The sequence below is a fragment of the Bradyrhizobium sp. GW821-FHT13H06 genome, assembly GCF_058803975.1.
The window spans coordinates 121,805-141,428 of the sequence record NZ_JBXAPN010000008.1 but is presented as its reverse complement, the minus strand read 5'-3'; the positions used below and the strand labels follow the sequence as shown (position 1 = coordinate 141,428).

21 protein-coding genes are annotated in these 19,624 nt (G+C 65.3%); 1 reads left to right on the top strand and 20 read right to left on the bottom strand.

All coding sequences use genetic code 11. From position 1 onward, the window contains the following. Window positions 1-312 precede the first annotated feature (312 nt). Complete coding sequence (locus tag AC1RQP_RS29205; RefSeq protein ID WP_492940100.1) at window positions 313-747, bottom strand: cupin domain-containing protein; 435 nt, start codon at window positions 745-747, stop codon at window positions 313-315. A gap of 143 nt (window positions 748-890) precedes the next feature. Here AC1RQP_RS29205 and AC1RQP_RS29200 point away from each other — a divergent pair, with 143 nt between their 5' ends. Continuing rightward, window positions 891-1,025, top strand: a complete 135-nt coding sequence (locus AC1RQP_RS29200; RefSeq protein WP_492940098.1) for a hypothetical protein — start codon at window positions 891-893, stop codon at window positions 1,023-1,025. Between the two features lie 99 nt (window positions 1,026-1,124). On the opposite strand, the gene AC1RQP_RS29195 is transcribed toward AC1RQP_RS29200, so the two are convergent. The 19 genes from AC1RQP_RS29195 to AC1RQP_RS29105 form a co-directional block, all read right to left on the bottom strand. Further along, window positions 1,125-2,492, bottom strand: a complete 1,368-nt coding sequence (locus AC1RQP_RS29195) for a sensor histidine kinase (protein WP_492940096.1) — start codon at window positions 2,490-2,492, stop codon at window positions 1,125-1,127. Further along, window positions 2,467-3,924 (bottom strand): sigma-54-dependent transcriptional regulator, encoded by a 1,458-nt coding sequence (locus AC1RQP_RS29190; RefSeq protein ID WP_492940094.1) that lies wholly within the window; start codon window positions 3,922-3,924, stop codon window positions 2,467-2,469. Before AC1RQP_RS29190 ends, AC1RQP_RS29195 begins: the two co-directional genes overlap by 26 nt. Beyond that, window positions 3,921-5,621, bottom strand: coding sequence for a hydrogenase maturation protein (locus AC1RQP_RS29185; protein WP_492940092.1), 1,701 nt, complete (start codon window positions 5,619-5,621; stop codon window positions 3,921-3,923). The genes AC1RQP_RS29190 and AC1RQP_RS29185 overlap by 4 nt, the downstream gene beginning before the upstream one ends. An 8-nt stretch (window positions 5,622-5,629) precedes the next feature. Further along, entirely contained in the window at window positions 5,630-6,670 is a 1,041-nt protein-coding gene (gene hypE / locus AC1RQP_RS29180; RefSeq protein ID WP_492940090.1) for a hydrogenase expression/formation protein HypE, read from the bottom strand. Then, entirely contained in the window at window positions 6,667-7,809 is a 1,143-nt protein-coding gene (gene hypD / locus AC1RQP_RS29175) for a hydrogenase formation protein HypD (RefSeq protein ID WP_492940088.1), read from the bottom strand. The genes hypE and hypD overlap by 4 nt, the downstream gene beginning before the upstream one ends. Then, window positions 7,806-8,042 (bottom strand): HypC/HybG/HupF family hydrogenase formation chaperone, encoded by a 237-nt coding sequence (locus AC1RQP_RS29170; RefSeq protein WP_492940086.1) that lies wholly within the window; start codon window positions 8,040-8,042, stop codon window positions 7,806-7,808. Before AC1RQP_RS29170 ends, hypD begins: the two co-directional genes overlap by 4 nt. Beyond that, window positions 8,042-10,294 (bottom strand): carbamoyltransferase HypF, encoded by a 2,253-nt coding sequence (gene hypF, locus AC1RQP_RS29165; protein ID WP_492940085.1) that lies wholly within the window; start codon window positions 10,292-10,294, stop codon window positions 8,042-8,044. The genes AC1RQP_RS29170 and hypF overlap by 1 nt, the downstream gene beginning before the upstream one ends. Before the next feature lie 2 nt (window positions 10,295-10,296). Continuing rightward, window positions 10,297-11,220: a hydrogenase nickel incorporation protein HypB gene (gene hypB, locus AC1RQP_RS29160; protein WP_492940083.1), complete on the bottom strand. Its 924-nt coding sequence runs from the start codon at window positions 11,218-11,220 to the stop codon at window positions 10,297-10,299. Then, complete coding sequence (gene hypA, locus AC1RQP_RS29155; protein WP_492940081.1) at window positions 11,220-11,561, bottom strand: hydrogenase maturation nickel metallochaperone HypA; 342 nt, start codon at window positions 11,559-11,561, stop codon at window positions 11,220-11,222. Before hypA ends, hypB begins: the two co-directional genes overlap by 1 nt. Next, on the bottom strand, window positions 11,554-12,648 hold the full coding sequence (locus AC1RQP_RS29150; protein ID WP_492940079.1) for a nickel-dependent hydrogenase large subunit: 1,095 nt from the start codon (window positions 12,646-12,648) through the stop codon (window positions 11,554-11,556). Before AC1RQP_RS29150 ends, hypA begins: the two co-directional genes overlap by 8 nt. Further along, on the bottom strand, window positions 12,645-13,172 hold the full coding sequence (gene hybE / locus AC1RQP_RS29145; protein WP_492940077.1) for a [NiFe]-hydrogenase assembly chaperone HybE: 528 nt from the start codon (window positions 13,170-13,172) through the stop codon (window positions 12,645-12,647). The genes AC1RQP_RS29150 and hybE overlap by 4 nt, the downstream gene beginning before the upstream one ends. Then, a complete protein-coding gene (locus AC1RQP_RS29140) occupies window positions 13,169-13,378 on the bottom strand; it encodes a rubredoxin (protein ID WP_239625902.1) in 210 nt (69 codons plus the stop codon). Before AC1RQP_RS29140 ends, hybE begins: the two co-directional genes overlap by 4 nt. After that, window positions 13,375-14,238: a hydrogenase expression/formation protein gene (locus AC1RQP_RS29135; RefSeq protein WP_492940075.1), complete on the bottom strand. Its 864-nt coding sequence runs from the start codon at window positions 14,236-14,238 to the stop codon at window positions 13,375-13,377. The genes AC1RQP_RS29140 and AC1RQP_RS29135 overlap by 4 nt, the downstream gene beginning before the upstream one ends. Next, window positions 14,235-14,681, bottom strand: a complete 447-nt coding sequence (locus tag AC1RQP_RS29130) for a thioredoxin domain-containing protein (protein ID WP_239625905.1) — start codon at window positions 14,679-14,681, stop codon at window positions 14,235-14,237. Before AC1RQP_RS29130 ends, AC1RQP_RS29135 begins: the two co-directional genes overlap by 4 nt. A gap of 276 nt (window positions 14,682-14,957) precedes the next feature. Next, entirely contained in the window at window positions 14,958-15,254 is a 297-nt protein-coding gene (locus AC1RQP_RS29125; protein ID WP_194392654.1) for a HypC/HybG/HupF family hydrogenase formation chaperone, read from the bottom strand. Window positions 15,255-15,280: 26 nt separating this feature from the next. Beyond that, window positions 15,281-15,859 carry a HyaD/HybD family hydrogenase maturation endopeptidase gene (locus AC1RQP_RS29120; protein ID WP_492940073.1) on the bottom strand — a complete coding sequence of 193 codons (579 nt, stop codon included), beginning with the start codon at window positions 15,857-15,859 and terminating at the stop codon, window positions 15,281-15,283. A gap of 17 nt (window positions 15,860-15,876) precedes the next feature. Next, complete coding sequence (cybH, locus tag AC1RQP_RS29115) at window positions 15,877-16,620, bottom strand: Ni/Fe-hydrogenase, b-type cytochrome subunit (protein WP_239625909.1); 744 nt, start codon at window positions 16,618-16,620, stop codon at window positions 15,877-15,879. A 9-nt stretch (window positions 16,621-16,629) separates the two neighbouring features. Beyond that, complete coding sequence (locus tag AC1RQP_RS29110; protein ID WP_492940071.1) at window positions 16,630-18,420, bottom strand: nickel-dependent hydrogenase large subunit; 1,791 nt, start codon at window positions 18,418-18,420, stop codon at window positions 16,630-16,632. A gap of 29 nt (window positions 18,421-18,449) precedes the next feature. After that, window positions 18,450-19,541, bottom strand: a complete 1,092-nt coding sequence (locus AC1RQP_RS29105) for a hydrogenase small subunit (RefSeq protein WP_492940069.1) — start codon at window positions 19,539-19,541, stop codon at window positions 18,450-18,452. Between the last annotated feature and the right edge of the window lie 83 nt (window positions 19,542-19,624).

Sequence of the window (19,624 nt, the reverse complement as noted above, 5' to 3'; positions counted from 1 at the left end):
GGATCACGAGCAAAAGGGCGTGCCGCCTCCGGAAGCCAGCGATGAGCGCTCCGGCGGCCATCCCGGAGTATGGATGGGCGGGATCGGGAGTGTTTGAGAGTCAGCATCTATGGCGCGATAGTACGATATCGGGCGCTGTCCCCTTCTTCACATCCTCGTTTTCACGAACGCCCGTCGGAAGATGGGTTGGTCACAGCCAGGGATGAGACATCCGGGGATCGGGGACCGCCCCACCATCGTTCGACCCGATCCCTCGCTCGATCTGTCGGTCGATATGACCCTTCAGAAGCCGGGTGCCGCAAGGAGCGAACGCTATGGCAGGGGTCCGACGATCATTTGATCGTGCCGTTGGGCGATACCAGGCAGGAGATTCATATTCTGCTCCCGTGGTTCAGGGATGTCGCGGAGATCGCGAAAGAATTCCTCGTGCTTTCGCGGCGTCGAGACCAAGATGTGGCGCGCATCACGGGAGCCGACATTCGTGAATCCATGAACCATGCCTTTGGGAACCTGCACGCGTGCCCCGGGCTCCACGACTTCGGTCTGGTCGCCGATGAGATATTTCAGCGTTCCCTCGATAACGACGAACACCTTGTCCTCGGACGCGGAAATATGGGCCGGTGCGCCAAAGCCTGGTTTGATCGTCATGTCCAGAATCGTGAATGGGCTTGTGCTGGAATTGATGATCCCGGTGCTGATCCCCGCGAAGTCAGTCTGCTCGAATGTGGTTGCGATGCCAGCTTCCATTGTCCGTCTCCGAGGCTCGAGTGGGCGTCGGTCCATACTTCGTCGCTCCGGCGCGTCGCGCATAGCCCAAGCCTCTGGACAGACCGGCCAAGACAATCGCCAATCCCCCGCATTGGGATGATGTCGCAATCTCAGAACCGCACGTGCCAGATCCACGGCACCACGCCAGTGAGCCGAGCGACCCGCCGTGCTCCCTGCCCGCTGCTGCGATCACCTCGATGTCGCAGCCGAAGCGGATCAACAAGAGCCCGCGCGAGGTCACCGCGATCTGCGCGTGAAGCCTTTCTGAAAGCCGAGATCGGCAAGTGGGGGACGGATCATCAAGACGGCCGCAATCGACCCACAGTAGACGCCGGTGTCGAAGAGGCGGCGCCGGTCTACGCTGCCGGCAAAGCAAAAGAGAACGTCGCGCCGCCGTCCGGATCATTCGCGGCGAGAAGCTCGCCGCCGTGCTCGCGCACAATGCCGTAACTGATCCAGAGGCCGAGCCCCGTGCCCTCGCCGACTCGCTTGGTCGTGAAGAACGGCTCGAAGATGTGGCTGATGTGATCCTTGTCGATTCCCGGACCGTTGTCCGAAATCCGGAACAGGATCTCGTTACCCTTGCGCGCCGCCGAAACGACCAGCCGCGGCAATTCGGTGCCGCGCATCGCGTCGATCGCGTTCTCGACGAGATTGACGATGACCTGGTGCAACTGTCCTTCGTTGCCGGAGATCCAGAGTTCCGGCTCGAGCTCCATCTGCAGGTCGATCCGCACCTGCTTGGTGCGGACGGCCCACATCACTGCGGTGTTGATCAAACGCTCGATATTGACACGCTCGACCTCGCCGAGCTTGCTGAAGGAGAGTCGGCGCAGATTCTTCACGATCTCGCTGATCCGGACCGCCCCCTCCATGGTGCCCTCGATCAGCGGGCCGAAATCCTCCATGACCTCGTCGATGCGCAGGCTCTTCTTGAGCGCGGCGAGGTCGCTCGCCCGACCCTTGCCGTGGATCGCGTCGAGATAGGCGACGATGGCCGCGCGGTAGCGGATCAAGGTGTGAATGTTGCCGTAGACGAAGCTGATCGGATTGTTCAGCTCGTGCGCGACGCCGGCGACGAGACGGCCGAGGCTCGCCATCTTCTCCTGCTCGACCAGTTGCCGCTGGGCGCGCTGCAATTCGTGATGGGCCTTGTGCAGCGCCTCATAGGCGCGGCGCAGCTCGCCGATCGGCCGCCCCGTCAGCACCACGCCGATAAAGCGGCCGCGATGATCGTGGCGCGGCGAGCTGTTGATTGCGAACAGATCGGTGCTGCCGTCGTCGGTCGCGAACCGCAATTCACCGTCGACGACGTCCGGCGTACCACGCGGCTTCAACAGCGGCAGCAGCTTGGCGCCGTCGGCGCCATCGATGACGTCGGCAATGTTCCTGCCGACCACCTCCCCGACACTGCGGCCGAGCGCATGCTGGAACGCGGAATTGACCTGCTGCACCATTCCCTTGGCGTCGCAGACGATCAGGATGTCCGAGACCGATTCGATGACGTTGGTGACGAAGGCCTGCGCCTCCTCGAGCTCCGCGTTCTTGTGCTCGAGGTCGACCTCATAGCGCAACAGGTCCGAATAGACCTCGTCCATCTTGCGGATGACTTCGATCCAGGCGCCTTCGCGCTCGCGGTCGAACTCGATCGCGCCGCCGCTGGTGACCAGCTTGAGTAGCGAATCCGCCTCACTCGCTTCAGGAGAATGCGTCGCCTTTGGCATTTTTTCTCAGATCATACCTGGTCAGCTTGTTCCTGAGCCCTACCCGCGAGAGACCGAGCTCGCTGGCGACACGACTGATGTTTCCGTCGTTCCTCTCCAGGCAGTTCATGATAACCGACTTCTCGAGATCCTCCACCTTGTCTTTCAGCGAGGCCGATCCGTTCAGCTTGCCGTGGGTCGGCGGCGGCACGGAACGCCTCCCGTTGCGGCGGCCGAGCAGCGGCGGCGCGCGCAGCTCGTCCCGGTCGGCGAGCACGACCATGCGCTGGATCTCGTTCTGGAGCTCGCGTACGTTGCCCGGCCAGTGATATTTGCCGAATTCATCCAGCGCCGAACGCGCAAAGCGCAAATTCGGCCGGTTGAAGGAGCTCTTGACCGCCGACAGCACGCCCTCCGCAATCAGCGGGATGTCCATCGGGCGCTCGCGCAGCGCCGGCATGTGCACCGGGAATGCGGCGAGGCGGTAGTACAGGTCGCGCCGGAAGCGACCGGCCTCGACCTCCGCCTCCAGGTCGCGATTGGTCGCCGCCACCACGCGAACGTCGACCTTGCGCACGCGCTGCGCGCCGAGCGGCCGGATCTCGCTCTCCTGCAGCACACGCAGCAGCTTGACCTGGAACGCCGGCGAGGTCTCGCCGATCTCGTCGAGGAAGATCGTGCCGCCATCGGCGACCTCGAACAGGCCGATGCGATCCTGGTAGGCGCCGGTGAAGGCGCCCTTCTTGCAACCGAACAGCTCGCTTTCCAGGAGCTCGTCCGGCAGCGCGCCGCAGTTCTCGACCACGAACGCCTTGTTGGCCCGGGCCGAGCCGTAATGGATCGCGCGGGCCAGAAGCTCCTTGCCGGTGCCGGATTCCCCGGTGATCAGAACCGAGATATCGTAGTCGGCGGCGCGCTTGCCGAGCTCGATCACGGCGTGCATCGGGCTTTCCGTCGAATGCACGATGCGGTCGAAATCGTAGAGCTGCTTGGCCACTCCGCGCTTGACCGAGACCACCTTCTTGATGTGCCCCGAGGTCGCCTTGACGTCGACGCCGGCGGTCTCGGTCTCCTTCTGCAGCCGATAGAGCTGAACTGCCTCCTTGACGGTTTCGACCAGCTGGTCCGGCTGCCAGGGCTTGGTGATGTATTGATATATGCCGGCCTCGTTCAGTCCTGCGATGATGTCCTCGGACTCCGAATAGCCGGAGATGATCATCCGCACCGGATCCGGCCAAAGCTCGCGGACGCGCTTCAGGAAGCTCACGCCGGATTCGTGCGGCATCCGCTGGTCGCAGAGGATCGCGTGGACGATCTCGCCCTCCAGCAGCTTCTCCGCATCGGTCGCATTGCCGACGCAGAGCACCTCGAAATCCTCCCTGAGCACGCGCCGCAACGCTTCCTGCGAGCGGACCTCGTCGTCGATGACGAGAATGGTTCCCTGAATGCTCACGATGGCACCGCCATGCCGACAGGCCGATCTGGCGCACGCCTGATACGGTGACCAGCGATGGTCAGTGGCGTGCGCGACTTCGGCACCTTGTGGATGAAATTGTAGCGCGCGACGTGGTAGCTCGGATCGAAGCCGTAGAAATTCAGCTTCATCCGCCGCAGCTCCTCGTCGCGGTAGGATTGCAGGGGCTTCTCGGCCTCATCGGCGGCGCGCCGCTGCCGCTTGGCGGCGAGTCGCGAGGCAAAGCCGGCATCCGCCGCCATGGCAGCGCCGAACTCCACGAGGCTTGCATCGGCGAGCGCTTCGCCCGACAGCACGCGATCGACGATGCCGAGGCGCCGTGCCTCCGCCACGCCCATCGGGAGCCGGCATTGCGTGATCCGGGTTGCGTTCGCGGCGCCCGCACGGCGCGGCAGCAGATAGGTCCAGTATTCCGAGCCGTAAAGATTACCCATGTCCTTGTAATGCGGATTGAGGACGATCTGGTCGCTCGCCCAGACCTCGTCGGCGGCGAGATTCAGGAAGACGCCGCCCGCACCCGCGTTGCCGCGAATGACCGAGACGACCAGGCGGTCGGTGGTCTCGATGATCGCGCGGGCAAGATCGTCGATCGCATTGATGTTGCGCCAGGACTCATCCGCGGGGCTGCGGGCCGCCTCAATTTCGGCAAGATGAATGCCGTTTGACCAATAATCCCGGCCACCGGTCAGGAGCAGCACCCTGGTCGGGCGCGCCAGCGCCGCGCGATAGGCCTCGAGCAGGGCCTCGCAATCAGCAGTCGCCATGGCGCCGTTGTAGAAGGAGAACGCGAGCTCGCCGACCTCGCCATGCTCGCGATACCGGATCGGGGCGTAGCCGCAGCCGGCCCGGCGCGGCAGTTGCGCCGCCTCGGCGGCGAAGACTTTCGCGGCCGGCAGCTTCAGGCTCTTCGGCGCGAGCTTCCTGACATGCCCGATCCAGACCGCACCATCGACGGTGGCGCGCGCCAGCGCGCCGTCGCATTGCGCGACGACGGTGCCGGGCACGCCGGAGATGCCGTGCGCCTCATGCGCATCGAACAGCCTGACCTCCTGGAAGAACAGGCTGTCGACCAGGCCCGGCATGCCGTCGGCGCTGTCGATCTTGCGCAGCACGGTCGCGGTGGTGTCGTGCTGCCAGTCGATCGCCCGGTCCGCCTGGCGGCAAGGTCCGCGCATGCGAATGCGCGGGTCGTCCACGTCCATCGGCTGCGGGGCAGGCCGTCCGGATTCGATCGCCGCGACCGCTTCGAGCACCGCCGCGACCGCGCAGCAGGTCACCTCGTTGCGGTAGATGCTGGACTTGGCTGCGCGCCGCATCGGGAAGCTGCGGAACGCCCAGACCGGACCGGCATCGAACTCGCCATCCGCCTGCAAGACCGTGACGCCCCACTCGCCTGCTCCATCCAGAATCGCCCAGTCGAGCGCCGCCGGACCGCGGTCGCCGGGCGGACCGGGATGAACGACCAGACAACGCACGCCGCGCCAGACGTCGTCGGGAATTGCCCGCTTCAGGAACGGCGCGATCACAAGGTCCGGCCGATGCAGCGCCACGCTCTCGCGCGTGACCTCGGCATGGATGTCGAGCTCGACCGCGACATCGTGGCCTCGTTCCCTGAGCTCGACATGGAGCCGCTGCGTCAGGCTGTTGAAGGAATGCGACAGGAGCAGAATGCGCATGATGGGCCCTAACAGATTCTCGGCAATTGCTCGCCCGACAGCCAGTCGACGATCCTCCCGCCGCCGAAACTCGTGGCCATCTGCACGAAATGATGATCGTCGGCCACGGCCTCGCCGATGTCGGCGGCATCGCGGCCGAGCGGATGCGCCCGCATCGCGGCCAGCACCGCACCGGCAAGCTCCGGCGCGACGATCGCGACCAGCTTGCCCTCATTGGCGACATGGAGCGGATCGAGCCCGAGCAGCTCGCACGCTGCCGCGACACCCGGCTTGACCGGGATCGCCTCCTCGCGAAGATGGAAGCCGAGGTCGGACTGCCGGGCGATCTCGTTCAGCGTGGCGGCAAGGCCGCCGCGGGTGGGATCGCGCATCAGGCGGATGCCGCGGCCGCCGGCTTCGACCATCTTCGCGACGAGGTCGTTCAGCGCCGCCGAATCCGAGACGATCTCGGTCTCGAAGGCGAGATTCTGCCGCTTCGACATGATCGCCACGCCGTGATCGCCGAGCGTGCCCGAGATCAGGACGCGATCGCCGACGCGGGCATTCTCCGCCGAGAGATCGAGCCCGTCGGGCACGACCCCGACGCCGGCGGTCGAGATGAACAGGCCGTCGGCCTTGCCGCGCTCGACCACCTTGGTGTCGCCGGTGATGATGTGAACGCCGGCCGTGCGCGCCGCCTCGCCCATCGATTCCGCGATCATCTTGAGGTCGGCGAAGCGGAAGCCTTCCTCGATGATGAAGCTTGCAGAGAGGTAGAGCGGGCGTGCACCGGCCATGGCGATATCGTTGACGGTGCCGTGTACTGCAAGCGAGCCGATATTGCCGCCGGGGAAGAACAGCGGCGAGACCACATAGCCGTCGGTCGTCATCACCATGCGCCCGGCGCCGACGTCGAATGCCGACTGGTCGTTGCCGCGCGCCAGCCATTCATTGCCGAATGCCTCGTGGAACAAGCCCGAGATCAGCTGCGCCATGGCCCGGCCGCCCGAGCCGTGGGACAGGTCGACGCAGCCGTTCCTGATGTCGAGCTTGCGCTGGTAGGCCTTCATGACGCGCGCCTTTGCTGATGGTCGCGGAAGCGGCCATAGGTCCAGTGTGCGGCGCAGGCGCCTTCGGAGGAGACCATGCAGGAGCCCATCGGCGTCTCCGGCGTGCAGACGGTGCCGAACAGCTTGCAGTCGACCGGCTTCTTCACGCCGCGCAGGATCGCGCCGCATTCGCACGCGGGATTGTCGTCGACGCGCAGCTCGTACATGTCGAAGCGCACCTCGGCGTCGTATCTGGCGTAAGCGCGCTTCAGCTTCAGCCCGCTATAGGGGACCTGTCCGAGCCCCCGCCATTCGAACTGGTCGCGCAGCTCGAAGATGTCGGAGACCTCCTCCTTGGCGCGCAGATTGCCGTCGCGGTTCACCGCGCGGCTGTACTGGTTCTCGACCTCGTGCCTGTCCTCGTTGACCTGCCGCACCAGCATCAGGATCGCCTGCATCATGTCGAGCGGCTCGAAGCCCGCGATCACCACGGGCTTGCCGAACTCCTCGGCAAAGAACTCGTAAGGGGCCGTGCCGATGATCGTCGAGACATGGGCCGGCCCGACGAAACCGTCGATCTCGACCCGGCCGATGTTGCGGATGTCGGGACTTTCCAGGATGTTCTGCATCGCCGGCGGCGTCAGCACGTGGTTGCAGAACACGGAGAAGTTTTCGAGCTGCTTCTTCTCCGCCAGCCGGATCATGACTGCAGTCGGCGGCGTCGTTGTCTCGAAGCCGATGGCGAAGAACACCACCTCACGCCCGGGATTGTCCCCGGCGATCCGGATAACGTCGATGGTGGAATAGACCATGCGGATGTCGGCGCCCCGCGCCTTCGCCTTCAACAGCGATGCGCCCTGCGAGCCGGGAACGCGCATCAGGTCGCCATAGATGCACAGGATGATGTCCGGCCGCTCGGCGAGCCGGATCGCCATGTCGATGCGTCCGGCCGGCAGCACGCACACCGGACAGCCGGGGCCATGGATCATCCGCACGTTCCTCGGCAGCATGTCCTCGAGGCCGTAGCGCGAGATCGCGTGGGTATGGCCGCCGCAGAATTCCATGAAGCGATAGGGCTTTTGCGGATCGGCTTCCGCGCGGATCGCTTTCGCGAGCCCGAGCGCGATCTCCTTGTCGCGAAACTCATCGGCATATTTCATGACGCGGCTCCCTGCCCCTCGGCGCTGAGCTCGCGCAGCAGCTCGAGCGTCCGCCTCGCCTCCTCCGGATCGATCTTCGTCAGGGCATAGCCGACATGGATGATCACGTAGTCGCCGACGGCGAGATCCTCGATCAAGGCGACCGATATCTCCTTGCTGACGCCGTCGATGGAGACGATCGCCATCTCGTCGGGCAGGAGCTTCGTGACCTCAGCAGGTATCGCGAGACACATCAGGCTGTTCCTTCCAGGCCGGATTGTTCGAGCCGGAGCGCGGCGATCCAGGCCTGGCCCAGGCTGAGACCGCCGTCATTGGGCGGCAATTGCCGCGGCAGCAGCGGCAAGAGACCGGCGGCGATACAGCCGCGCTCGATCTCGGAGCTGAGGATCGCGTTGAGAAAGCAGCCGCCGCTCAGGGCGACGGTCGCGACGCCGGTCTCGCGCGCCGCGCGGCCGATCCAGTCGACGCAGGCAACGGCGAGCGTGCCATGGAACAGCCCGGCCCCCTCGACCGGATCGATGTCCTCGGCCGCGAGGCGCGCAAGCAACGGAAACATGGACAGCACTCCATCCTCGATTGACCAGCCGTCTTTCATCGAGCACGGCGCGCGAACCCGCGCCTCCAGTTTCATCGCGGCTTCGCCCTCATAGCTCTGCACCTGACAAAGACCCAGCAGCCCCGCCGCCGCGTCGAACAGCCGGCCGGCGCTGGTCGTCACCGGCACGCCCGGCTGGTCGAGCAGGGCATGGAGACGCGCAGCCTGCGGCTGCGCCGCAAACCGGGTCGCGATCGCGTTGCCGCGGGCCAGCCCATGCAATGCGCTTGCGGCCATGCGCCACGGTTCGCGGGCGGCGCGATCGCCGCCCGCCATCTTCATCGGTGCCAGATGGCCGAGCCGCCGGAACGTCGCCCCCTCGCACAGCAGGAGCTCGCCGCCCCAATTGCCGCCGTCGCTGCCGTGGCCGAAGCCGTCGAGCACGAGCGCCAGGGCAGCGCCCGTGACGCCATGCTCCGCCATGACGGAAGCAGCATGGGCATGATGGTGCTGGACCGCGATCAGACGCCGTCCGCTCGCTTCGGCGAAATGAGTCGAGGCCATGTTCGGGTGCAGATCATGGGCGACGACGATCGGCTCGACATCAAGGGTCGAGAGCAGATGGCTGACGGTCTCCTCGAAAAAGCGGACGCCTTCGGCGGTGTCGAGGTCGCCGATATGCTGCGAGACGAAGGCCTCGCTGCCGCGCATCACCGTCACGGTCGACTTCAGCGCCCCGCCGACCGCAAGGATCGGCGGCACAGTCCGCGGAAGTCTCACCGGCTCGGGCACGTAGCCGCGGGCCCGGCGGATGAACTGCGTCCGGCCGGCAACGACCATGGCCACGGAATCGTCGGCACGCGTGACGATGTCGCGATCATGCGTGACGACGAGGTCGGCGATGCCGGAAAGCCGCAGCTCCGCCTCGTGATTGTCGATCAGAAGCGGCTCGCCGCCGGGATTGGCGCTGGTGGCGACGATTGCCCAGCTTTCGCCGGGCCGCTGATGCGCCGTGTTCAGGACCTCGAAGATCAGGTGGTGGATCGGCGCGACGGGCAGCATGACGCCGATCCGTGACAGTTTTGGCGCGATCGCGCCCGCGAGGCGCCTGTGCGACGTCATCAGTACGATCGGCCGGGCCGTCGTTTCGAGCAAGGCAAGCTCGGCAGCACTGGCGTCGGCGATCCCGCCGACGTCGTCGCGCGAGGCGACCATCACCGCGAACGGCTTCTGGTCACGATGCTTGCGTTGCCGCAGCCGCGCGACGGCTTCATCGTCGCGGGCATCGCAGAGCAGCTGATAGCCGCCGAGCCCCTTGATTGCCACGATTTGGCCCGCGGCGATCGCAGCCGCGATCTCCGCAATGCCATGGCTGAGCTGCGGGCCGCATTGCGGGCAAGCAATCGCCTCGGCATGGAAGCGGCGGCTGTCGGGATCGGCATAGTCGCCCGCACAGGCCTTGCACATCGCGAAGCGCTTCATGGCCGTGGTCGCGCGGTCGTAAGGAAGCCGCTCAGCGATGGTGTAGCGCGGACCGCAATGGGTGCAGTTGACGAAGGGGTAGCGATAGAACCGGCTGGCTGGATCGAACAGCTCGCGCAGGCATTCCTCGCAGGTCGCGGCATCGGCGACGATACGTGTCGACACCCTGCCCTGCTCGCTGCCGCGGATATAGAACCCTTCGCTCGCCACCGCCCCGACCGGCTGCACCGAGATCTCGTCGATGCGGGCGAGCGGCGGTTTTTCCAGCGGCAACGCCGCGACGAAATCGGACGCGTGCTCGCCCTCGACCTCGATGACGACGCCATGGGAATCGTTGGCGACGAAGCCGCCCAGGCGGTAGCGCGTGGCGAGACCGTAGACATAGGGGCGAAAGCCGACGCCCTGCACCGCGCCGCGCACATGCAGGCGCAGCCGCCGTCCGTCTCGTGCTGTGGCCTCGCCGCCCATCGTCACTCCGCCGCCGTCATCGCGGCCGGCTTCAGCGCCGCCATCCGCTTGCGGATCCAGGCATAGAACGTTGCAAACCCCTCGCCGGTGCGTGCCGACACCGTCAGCACCTCGATCTTCGGGTTGACCCGGCGCGCATATTCGATGGTCTTCGCCAGGTCGAAGTCGAGCACGGGCGCGAGGTCGATCTTGTTGATCAGCATCAGCGACGAGGCTGCGAACATGTCGGGGTATTTCAGCGGCTTGTCCTCGCCCTCGGTGGTCGAGAACACCACGATCTTGCAGGCCTCGCCGAGATCGAACGCCGCCGGGCAGACCAGATTGCCGACATTCTCGATGAAGAGCAGGCCGCCGTTCAGCCAGGGCAGCCGGTCATAGGCATCGCCGACCATGGCGGCATCGAGGTGACAGCCCTTGCCGGTGTTGACCTGGATCGCCGGCACGCCGGTGGCGCGAATGCGCTCGGCATCGTTGGAGGTCTGCTGGTCGCCTTCGATCACGCCGATCGCAAGGCTTGCCTTCAACTCGGACACAGCGCGGACCAGCAGCGAGGTCTTGCCGGCGCCGGGGCTTGAGACCAGGTTGAAGGCGAGCACGCCGTCGGCCGCGAAGCGGGCGCGGTTGTCGGCCGCAAGCCGGTCGTTCTTGCCAAGGATGTCGCGCTCGACCTGGATGATGCGGTCGCTGCTCATGCCGGCGATCTTCTGGCCCGCGGGATTGGCGCCGCAGTCGAGCAGCCCGGGCTCATCGGGGGCTGGCTCGTGGTCACCACCGTGGTGATGGTGGTGACCATGACCGTGGCCCTGACCGTGGTGGTGATGATGATGGTGCCCGCCGTGCTCATGGCCATCACCGTGATCATGATGATGATCATGCGCATGTTCGATCGATGCCTTGCCGTCGCCGCAGCCGCAGACCGTACACATCAGTCGACCTCCAATTCCCTTACGCGCATCTCTTCGCCGCCCGTCACCTGCAATTGGTAGCCGCCGCAGGACGGGCACGGCTCGTAACGCTGCCCGATCTCGACGGTTTTGGAACAGGCCATGCACCAGGCCGTGCCGGGCGTCTCGACGATCTCGAGTCGCGCGCCTTGCGCGATGGTCCGCGCGGCGACGGCCTCGAAGCAGAATTTCAGCGCCTCCGGCGTGACATGGCTCAGCGCACCGATCTCCAGACAGACGACGTTCACCTTGGTGAAAGCGCGCTTGCGCGCCTCCTCCTCGACGATACCGACGATGCCTTCGCACAGCGCCATCTCATGCATGGGCCGCCTCGCGAAAATTCAGGCGGAAGCCGACGCAGGGATCGAAGGAGCCGACCAGCGCGCGAACCGCGTCCTGTCCCTGCCGGCCGGCCGCGAGCGTCGCGCCCTTGAGGCTCCTGACCAGCGGTCCGCGGGCGTGAAAATTCCACTCGGTCGGTGCCAGGAACTCGAACTTGACGATGCGATCCTCGTCGTCCAGGACGACGGCATGATGGAGGCGCCCGCGTGCGCATTCGACAGCGGCCGCCCCCTTGCCCGCGCCCAGCCGGTAGCTCGCGACGACACCCTCATTGAGGTCCGCATCGCCACGATCGAGCCAGGCGCAGAGCCGCGCGACCTCGGCAACCCGCGCCTTCAGACGCGCGGCGGGGCCAGCTTCGGCCGGCACGGGCGCTTCACGGCGCGCCCTGCGCGCCCAGACGCCGGTTTCCGGAATCCGGCCGCAGAGGTCCGGCGCATCGGCATAGGCCGCACCGTCCGCCAGCAGACGCGTGACGATGTCTAGATCGTCCGCCACCGTCAGGAAGGATGGATCGGCCTCCGGCTGTGACACCAGCCTGCCATTGCATCCCGCGACGGAGGCGGCGAGCGTGCTGCCCGGCGCGAGCGTCTCGTCTTCTTCGCCGGCGATTCCCATCGCGCCGAGCGCGGCCTTGATCTGCTCCACCGCGTCGCGATGCAAGGCCGGTGGGACGGCCTCGTCCGCACGGCCGAGCAGCGCGCTTGCCTGCATTGCGGCGCGCACCGCCGGCGCGTTTGTGCCGTCGAGCGCGAGCCGTCCGACGAACAGGCCGCGCAGCAGTTCGGTCAGCCGCTCGACGACGACTGCGGTGACGCGGCGCCGCACTGTTGCGGGAGGCGCCTGCCGCCCTTGTGCGGCTTCCACCGCCGACTGGAACGCCACGTGATGGGCGACCGAGCACAGCGAGAACAGACGCGGCAGCACCGGAAGCAGCGAAGCGGCGGGCTTTCCCGCAAACAGCCGCGTCAGCGGCGGCCGGCTGCGCGGCTTGATCGCGACGTCGGCGATCGTGGCGCCGGACAACAGCACCGTGATATCGATCTCATTGCGGAACGAGAGGTTCATCCGCGCCGCTCCGTCAGGGCACCCCGCAGGAAGTTACGCCGATCGATCGGGCTTGTCGCGGGCTCGCGGCGGCGAACCGCCTCCTCGCTGTCCGCCGGCAGCATCAATTCGGCAAGCGCGGCTCCGGCCGTCGCTCGCGCGGCATCCATGCCGGCAAACTGGAACATCGGCGAGAACAGCGAGCAGCTTGCGATCCGGCCGACCCGGGCGACCTCGCTGAGGATGAATTCGATATCGCCCGCGGGAAAACGCATTCGCACGTTCGCGCCCGAGGTGGCTGGCGCAATAGCGCCCGCCGGCATCACCACGTTCATGAACCACGGCGTGACCATGATGCCGACGATCGTGCCGTCGTAGGGGCGGAAACCGACCGCCTCGACGCCGAGCGCATCGTTGTAGATGGGCAGATCGCGCATCGCGCGCTCGCCGATCTCCCGGTAGCTTGCGGCCAGAAGCTCGCCCCACGCCGCCGCGTCGGCGCCGCCGGCAGGACCTGATGTACTCGCTGGCGCGCTGCCGGTCATGTTTCGATCGCCATGAACTTGGATTTTGGCGCGTCGCAGTTCGGGCAGTGCCACTCCTCCGGCAGCGCCGCGAATGGCGTGCCCGGTGCGATCTGCGCTACCTCATCGCCATCCGCCGGATCGTAGACGGTCCAGCAGATGCCGCATTCCAGCCGCGTGACGTCGGCAACGTCCTGGCGCACGCCAAAATTCTCGAAGGCGCTCATTTGAAGTAGGCCTCGATGATTTCCTGCAGCCGCTCGGCGGAATCCTCGAAATCCTCGTCCGCTGCCAGCGCAACCGTCGGCACGCCGCCGACTTCGAGCGTATCGAGAATGATGGTGTCCATGGCGTTGAAGAACTGCACCGACCAGACATTGCGGATGCCGGTGGAGAGCACCCGGCAGGTGCCGTAGCCGCGCGACACGAGCTGGATCGGTCCGTTGCGGATCGTGTCCTGCAGGAAGCTCATGTCGACCGGGCTCATCGGCAGCAGCGTGAAATTGATGATCTGCGAGCGAAGGCCGGGCCGCCAGGCCTGTGCCCGCTCGCGGATCTCGGCGAGCACCGGCAGCACGTTCATCGCGCCCTCCGGCACCTGCCCGATCTCGAAATCGGCGGATGTCAGGTCGGCCGCCGCGCGCCTGACGATCTCCGGAATCGCCCCGATCTCGAGATATTCGGAAGCGGCGTCGGTCTCGAGCCGCACACGCCATATTCCCGCCAGCACCGATTCCTGGATCTGCGCCAGCGATCCGTCCGGCAGCGCGACGACGCCGGCGACCTCGCCTTCGCCGAGCACGTCGGCCACCAGCTTGCTCTCGAGCTCGTTGAGATTGGCGAGCCGGAACAATTGCGTCGGCGCCTCCGCCTTCTGGCCTTCAATGGCACCCGCGATGCTCGAGAGCAGCGCGACCGCGTTCGGGCAGCTCTTTGCAAGCTCCGCACTGTCGAGCGTTGCAAGCTTTGCCAGCGCGCCGGCCGCCGTCAGGCTGCCCTTCGCTGCATTGAGACTCTCGTCGCCGATCGGAAACACGTTGACCGGTTGCTCGGCGCCTTCGGGCGCGTCCCAGAAGCCGACCTTCATAGCCCGACCTCTTGTGCGCGATGCTGGGGAACGATGGTGACGGCGACTGCGGCGCCTTGCCCGCGCGGCCGGTCGATCAGCTTGGTGATGCGGTCGACATAGACCGACCAGTCCTGGATCTTGGCGATCAGTCCCAGCGTCTCGCCCTTGGCGACGAAGATCAGCGTCGGCTGCACGCGCACGCCGAAGCGCTGGCCGAGCGCGCTCTCGTCGCTGCGCGCGATGATCGCACCGCGCAGCCGATTACCGAACGCCGCGATGAGTTCGGGCAGCACCACGGCGACATCGATTGCCTCCGGAAAGCGGTTGGGATCGCCCGCCGACAGCAGCACCGCGACCGCTCCGGCCTCGTCCGCTCCGCCAAGGAAATGATCGACCGTCGCAGCATCGACCTCGGGCAGGCCAGTCCGCGCCGGATCATGCTTTCCCACCTGGAATTCCATCGAACCTCCCCTGACAAGCTTGTGTTTTTGCTCGGACTAGAGGTTAGCAAGGCACGTGCCAGGATTGGTTATCACCTGTCCGGATTTATCCAATTGATCTGTATCATCTATTTCCTGGCATCGACTGCAAGCCAAGCTTCTATGGAAAGATACTTGTCATATCTGGTGATAGCTAGCTTTGCAGGTAGAAATCGACCTTCCAGGCGTACGGTGGCCGCCGAGGTCGGCCGATCCCGGGTGTCGTCAATGCATTCATCGGGAGATGCAGCGGCGCTGCTAGCTGGACCGGAGGTGCTCCGGTAGTTGCGGCTCGCGGTCGATGAGGTCGGCGAAGAAGCGGTCGCAATCCTCGCCGTCGAGCGCCGCACTGAGGCCTTCGATCGCATTCGCGATGAGGCGCGCCTCGTCCTCGTCCAGCAGCCGGATCGCGGTGTCGATATAGACCAGCACCTTGGCGCCGACCGGCGGATTCGAGAGCAGCAGCACAGAGACCCGGCGCTGTTCGCCGCGATACGCGCACAGCGCCGACACTCCGTCGGTCTCGACAATCGTCATGGGCAGGCCGAGGCACATGGACAAATCTCCGGCAGTGTGGCCGATCAGGCCGGCCGCGTCTCGTAGTGGAGATGATCGATGTCATTGGCGAGCAGCCGCTCGGCATCTGCCAATGGCTCGGCGCGTTGGCTCACCGTGACGCCCCATTCGGCCAGGATGGCGCAAGCGAGATTGATCGCCGGCGCGATCTGGTCGCGCACCGGCGGCGTCAGCGGCCCGCCCCAGTCTTCGAGATCGAGCGGCTGGCAGCCGATCAGCACCAGATGTTTCGGGCACCGGCCGAGCAGGTCGGCCGCGCTGATCACTTCCTGGAAACCGGTCTGGTGCAGGCTCATCTTCTTGGCGCCGGTGAAACGCGGCACCTCGTCGTCACGCACAAGCTTCAACTGGCCGGGCTCGAGGCCATAGTCGATCGCGTCGAACACGATCAGGCGGTCGGCCTCTTCCAGATAGTTGACGAGATAGAGCCCCTGGGTGCCGCCATCGAGGATGGTGACATTGTCCGGCACGGCGTAGCGGCGGTGAAACTCCTCCACCGCGCGCACGCCAAACCCTTCGTCGGCCCACAGGATATTGCCGATGCCGAGCACCAGGATGCGATCGTCATGCGAGAATGTCGGCATTACCTGGCGTTCCCGTCTCAGTCGCGGAATTGCCGTTCGCCCGAGATCATCGAGGAGATGATGCTCTGGCGCGACATGATGTCTTCGCGGATCGCGGCGTAGATGTGCACCGTCACGAACACGACCAGCGCCCACATGCCGAGGTGATGCCAGGTATGAACGTCCTGGCTGTTCGGCCAAATCGCAAACACCCAGCCGAACAGCTTGTACTGCCAGCTGTCGATGCCCTGCCCTTCCGAATAAAGTGCAAAGCCGGTGACGATCATGAAGGCCACGAACAGCGTGAAGCCCGTGAACATCGCGGTCTGCGCCAGCGGATTGTGGCCGACATACATCTTGGGCTCGCGTTCCAGGAACGCGTACCAGCGGATTTCGTGCAGCACTTCCTTCCAGAACTGCTTGCGGTGAACCGGGATGTAGAAGATCTGCCGGGAATGGTGGTTGCCGACAAAAGCCCACAGGATGCGCGTGAGGAAGAAGACCGCGAGCACCTGCCCCGCGGCGAAATGGGCGAAGCGGATGTAGCCCATCACGAAATTGTCGGACGCCTCGCCCGCGACCGTCGGCAACGGCGTTCCGATCAGATAGCCGGTCACCATGAGCACGATGATCGAGAACGCGTTCACCCAGTGACAGATCCGTACCGGAGCCTCATAGACATAGACGGTGGGACGACCCACCGCACGTTCCCCGGAAGCATCGGCTGCGATCGCCGCGAGGTCGGGCCTGGCGTCCGAGGCGGGAGCAACTGCATCCATCATGACCCTCTCCTACCTGACCTTGACCTTGGCGAGTTCCTGGCCGTCCGGGCTCATGACGTGCGTCGAACAGGCCAGGCACGGATCGAAGGAGTGGATGGTGCGCAGGATCTCCAGCGGCTGTTCGGGATTGACCATCGGCGTGTTCATCAGCGACGCCTCGAAGGCGCCGATATTTCCCTTGGGGTCGCGCGGCGAGCCGTTCCAGGTCGTCGGCACCACGCACTGGTAGTTGTCGATCTTGGTGTCCTTGATCTTGACCCAGTGCGCGAGCGCGCCGCGCGGCGCCTCGGTGAAGCCGACTCCCTTGGCCTCCTTCGGCCAGCTCTCCGGCTTCCACTTGTCGACATTGGCGGTCGAGCTGTCGCCGGCCTTGATGTTGGCGACGAGCTTGTCCTGGAAGTAGCGCATCTGACGTCCGGCCCAGACGGATTCGAGCGCACGCGCCGCAGTGCGGCCGAGCGTCGAAAACAGCGCCGACATCGGCAGGTTCAGATCCCGAAGGAACTTGTCGACGGGATCCTTGAACTCCGCCTTGTTCTGCGCGTAGCCGACGACCCAGCGCGCCAGCGGGCCGACCTCCATGGCGTGACCGCGCCAGCGCGGCGCCTTGATCCAGGAGTACTTGCCGCCTTCGTCGAGCTGCTCGATCGCCGTCTTGGTGCCCTTCGCGTTGGGTCCCAGCACGTAGTTCGGCTCGGTGACACCGTCCCAGGGATGAAGTCCCTTGGTCTCGTCGGGATATTTGTACCAGGAGTGCACCACGAACTCCTGGATCTCGTCGGGATTGGCGTGATCGACCGGAAACACCTCGGACAGATTGCCGTTGATGATGGCGCCGCGCGGCAGCTTCAGGCTCTCGGCGGAATAGTCGTTGGCATGTTCGGGCACGTCGCCATACGAGAGCACGCTCTGGCTCGAAAGGCCGCCGCCATAGAGCCAATCCTTGTAGAATGAGCCGATCGCGGCCACGTCGGGCAGATAGACCATTTCGTTGAACTCGATCAGGCGGTCGATGATCGAGGAGATCAGGTTCAGCCGTTCAATGTTGATGGCGCCGACAGCGCCGGTGCCGTCGACGTTGATCGGACAGGGCACGCCGCCGACGAGCCAGTTGGGATGCGGGTTCTTGCCGCCGAAGATGGTGTGGACCTTGACGATCTCCTTCTGGAAATCGAGCGCCTCCAGATAGTGCGCCACCGCCATCAGATTGGCTTCCGGCGGCAGCCTGTAGGCCTTGCTGCCCCAATAGCCATTCTTGAACGGACCGAGCTGTCCGGACTCGACGAACTTCTTCAGCCGGGTCTGCAGATCCTTGAAGTAGCCGGGCGACGACAGCGGCCAGCTCGAGATCGACTGCGCCAGCGTCGAGGTCGCCCGCGGATCGGCCGAGAGCGCGGAAACGACGTCGACCCAGTCCAGCGCGTGAAGGTGATAGAAATGGACGACGTGGTCGTGCACCTGCAGGGCAAGCTGCATCAGGTTGCGGATCGAATTGGCGTTCTCCGGGATGGTGATCCCGAGCGCGTTCTCGACCGCGCGCACCGAGGTCAGCGCGTGCGTGCCGGTGCAGACGCCGCAGATCCGTTCGGTGAACGCCCAGGCGTCGCGCGGATCGCGGTTCTTCAGGATCACCTCGATGCCGCGCCACATCGTGCCAGTGGAGACCGCGTTGCGGATGACGTTGTCGGCGTCGACGTTGACCTCGACCCGCATGTGACCTTCGATACGGGTCACCGGGTCCACGACGATGCGCTTGCCGGAATTGTCGAGATTGAAGCCGTTGGGAGTCTGGATACCCATGATTGTCCTGCCCTGCCGTGTCTTTTCGATCAGCTATTGTGGTCGGCGTCTTCGCGCTTGGTCGCGAGCCGCTTGACAGCGGTCACAGCCGCATGCGCAGCCACCGCGGCGCCGACGGCGCCGGCCGCCACCATGCCGATCTGATCGGCGTTCTTCTCGATGCCGAACTGCTTGATGTTGGTGAGACGATCGTAGAACGAGCCCTTGTCCCAGAAGCCGTCCTCCGAGCAGCCGATGCAGCCGTGACCCGACTGGATCGGGAAGGACACGCCGCCGTTCCAGCGCACGGTCGAGCAGGCGTTGTAGGTGGTCGGCCCCTTGCAGCCCATCTTGTAGAGACAATAGCCCTTGCGCGCGGACTCGTCGTCCCACTCCTCGACGAACTGCCCCGCGTCGAAATGCGAGCGCCGGTAGCACTTGTCGTGTATGCGCTGCGAGTAGAACATCTTCGGCCGGCCCTGGCGATCGAGCTCGGGCAGCTTGCCGAAGGTCGTGATGAAGGTGACGACGCCGGTCATCACCTCGGCGATCGGGGGGCATCCCGGCACCTTGATGATGGGCTTGTTGGTGATCACCTTGTCGATCGGAGTTGCCTGTGTCGGATTGGGCTTTGCCGCCTGCACGCAGCCCCAGGAGGCGCAGGCACCCCAGGCGATGATCGCCATCGCGTCCTCGGCCATCATCTTCAGCTTCTCGACGAACGGCTTGCCGCCGTCGATGCAGAACATCCCGCCTTCGTTCAGCGGCGGATTGCCTTCGACCGCGAGGATATACTGGCCTTTGTGCTTGGCGCGGGTCTCCTCAAGGATGGCTTCGGCCTGATGGCCCGCAGCTGCCATGATGGTGTCGTCGTAGTCGAGCGAGATCATCGACAGCACCGCATCCTTGACCAGCGGATGCGCGGAGCGGATGAAGCTCTCCGAGCAGCAGGTGCATTCGAGACCGTGCATCCAGATCACGGGCACGCGCGGCTTGGTCTCGAGCGCGTTCGCAATGCGGCTCGCCGCCAGCGGTCCGAGGCCGAGGCTCGTCGCCGTCAGGCTGCAGAATTTATGAAAGCTCCGACGCGTGATGCCTTGCCGCCTGATCACGCTGTAGAACGTTTCCGTCGCCGCGCCCATGAATCCTCCCGCCTTCGGCTTTGACTTTTCGATGACGCAAAGGACAGCAAGAAGCAGGCCAACAGCCTGGAGCGATTCAAAAC

Bases quoted from the DNA above. Each gene is read 5' to 3' on its own strand.
- AC1RQP_RS29135 (WP_492940075.1), bottom strand. From the start codon at position 14,238: ATGAAGGTCGGCTTCTGGGACGCGCCCGAAGGCGCCGAGCAACCGGTC.
- hypB (WP_492940083.1), bottom strand. From the start codon at position 11,220: ATGTGTACGGTCTGCGGCTGCGGCGACGGCAAGGCATCGATCGAACAT.
- hypD (WP_492940088.1), bottom strand. From the start codon at position 7,809: ATGAAATATGCCGATGAGTTTCGCGACAAGGAGATCGCGCTCGGGCTC.
- AC1RQP_RS29120 (WP_492940073.1), bottom strand. From the start codon at position 15,859: ATGCCGACATTCTCGCATGACGATCGCATCCTGGTGCTCGGCATCGGC.
- AC1RQP_RS29130 (WP_239625905.1), bottom strand. From the start codon at position 14,681: ATGGAATTCCAGGTGGGAAAGCATGATCCGGCGCGGACTGGCCTGCCC.
- hypE (WP_492940090.1), bottom strand. From the start codon at position 6,670: ATGAAGGCCTACCAGCGCAAGCTCGACATCAGGAACGGCTGCGTCGAC.
- AC1RQP_RS29140 (WP_239625902.1), bottom strand. From the start codon at position 13,378: ATGAGCGCCTTCGAGAATTTTGGCGTGCGCCAGGACGTTGCCGACGTC.
- AC1RQP_RS29150 (WP_492940079.1), bottom strand. From the start codon at position 12,648: ATGAACCTCTCGTTCCGCAATGAGATCGATATCACGGTGCTGTTGTCC.
- AC1RQP_RS29205 (WP_492940100.1), bottom strand. From the start codon at position 747: ATGGAAGCTGGCATCGCAACCACATTCGAGCAGACTGACTTCGCGGGG.
- hypA (WP_492940081.1), bottom strand. From the start codon at position 11,561: ATGCATGAGATGGCGCTGTGCGAAGGCATCGTCGGTATCGTCGAGGAG.
- hypF (WP_492940085.1), bottom strand. From the start codon at position 10,294: ATGGGCGGCGAGGCCACAGCACGAGACGGACGGCGGCTGCGCCTGCAT.
- AC1RQP_RS29110 (WP_492940071.1), bottom strand. From the start codon at position 18,420: ATGGGTATCCAGACTCCCAACGGCTTCAATCTCGACAATTCCGGCAAG.
- AC1RQP_RS29105 (WP_492940069.1), bottom strand. From the start codon at position 19,541: ATGGGCGCGGCGACGGAAACGTTCTACAGCGTGATCAGGCGGCAAGGC.
- hybE (WP_492940077.1), bottom strand. From the start codon at position 13,172: ATGACCGGCAGCGCGCCAGCGAGTACATCAGGTCCTGCCGGCGGCGCC.
- AC1RQP_RS29185 (WP_492940092.1), bottom strand. From the start codon at position 5,621: ATGCGCATTCTGCTCCTGTCGCATTCCTTCAACAGCCTGACGCAGCGG.
- AC1RQP_RS29195 (WP_492940096.1), bottom strand. From the start codon at position 2,492: ATGCCAAAGGCGACGCATTCTCCTGAAGCGAGTGAGGCGGATTCGCTA.
- AC1RQP_RS29125 (WP_194392654.1), bottom strand. From the start codon at position 15,254: ATGTGCCTCGGCCTGCCCATGACGATTGTCGAGACCGACGGAGTGTCG.
- cybH (WP_239625909.1), bottom strand. From the start codon at position 16,620: ATGATGGATGCAGTTGCTCCCGCCTCGGACGCCAGGCCCGACCTCGCG.
- AC1RQP_RS29170 (WP_492940086.1), bottom strand. From the start codon at position 8,042: ATGTGTCTCGCGATACCTGCTGAGGTCACGAAGCTCCTGCCCGACGAG.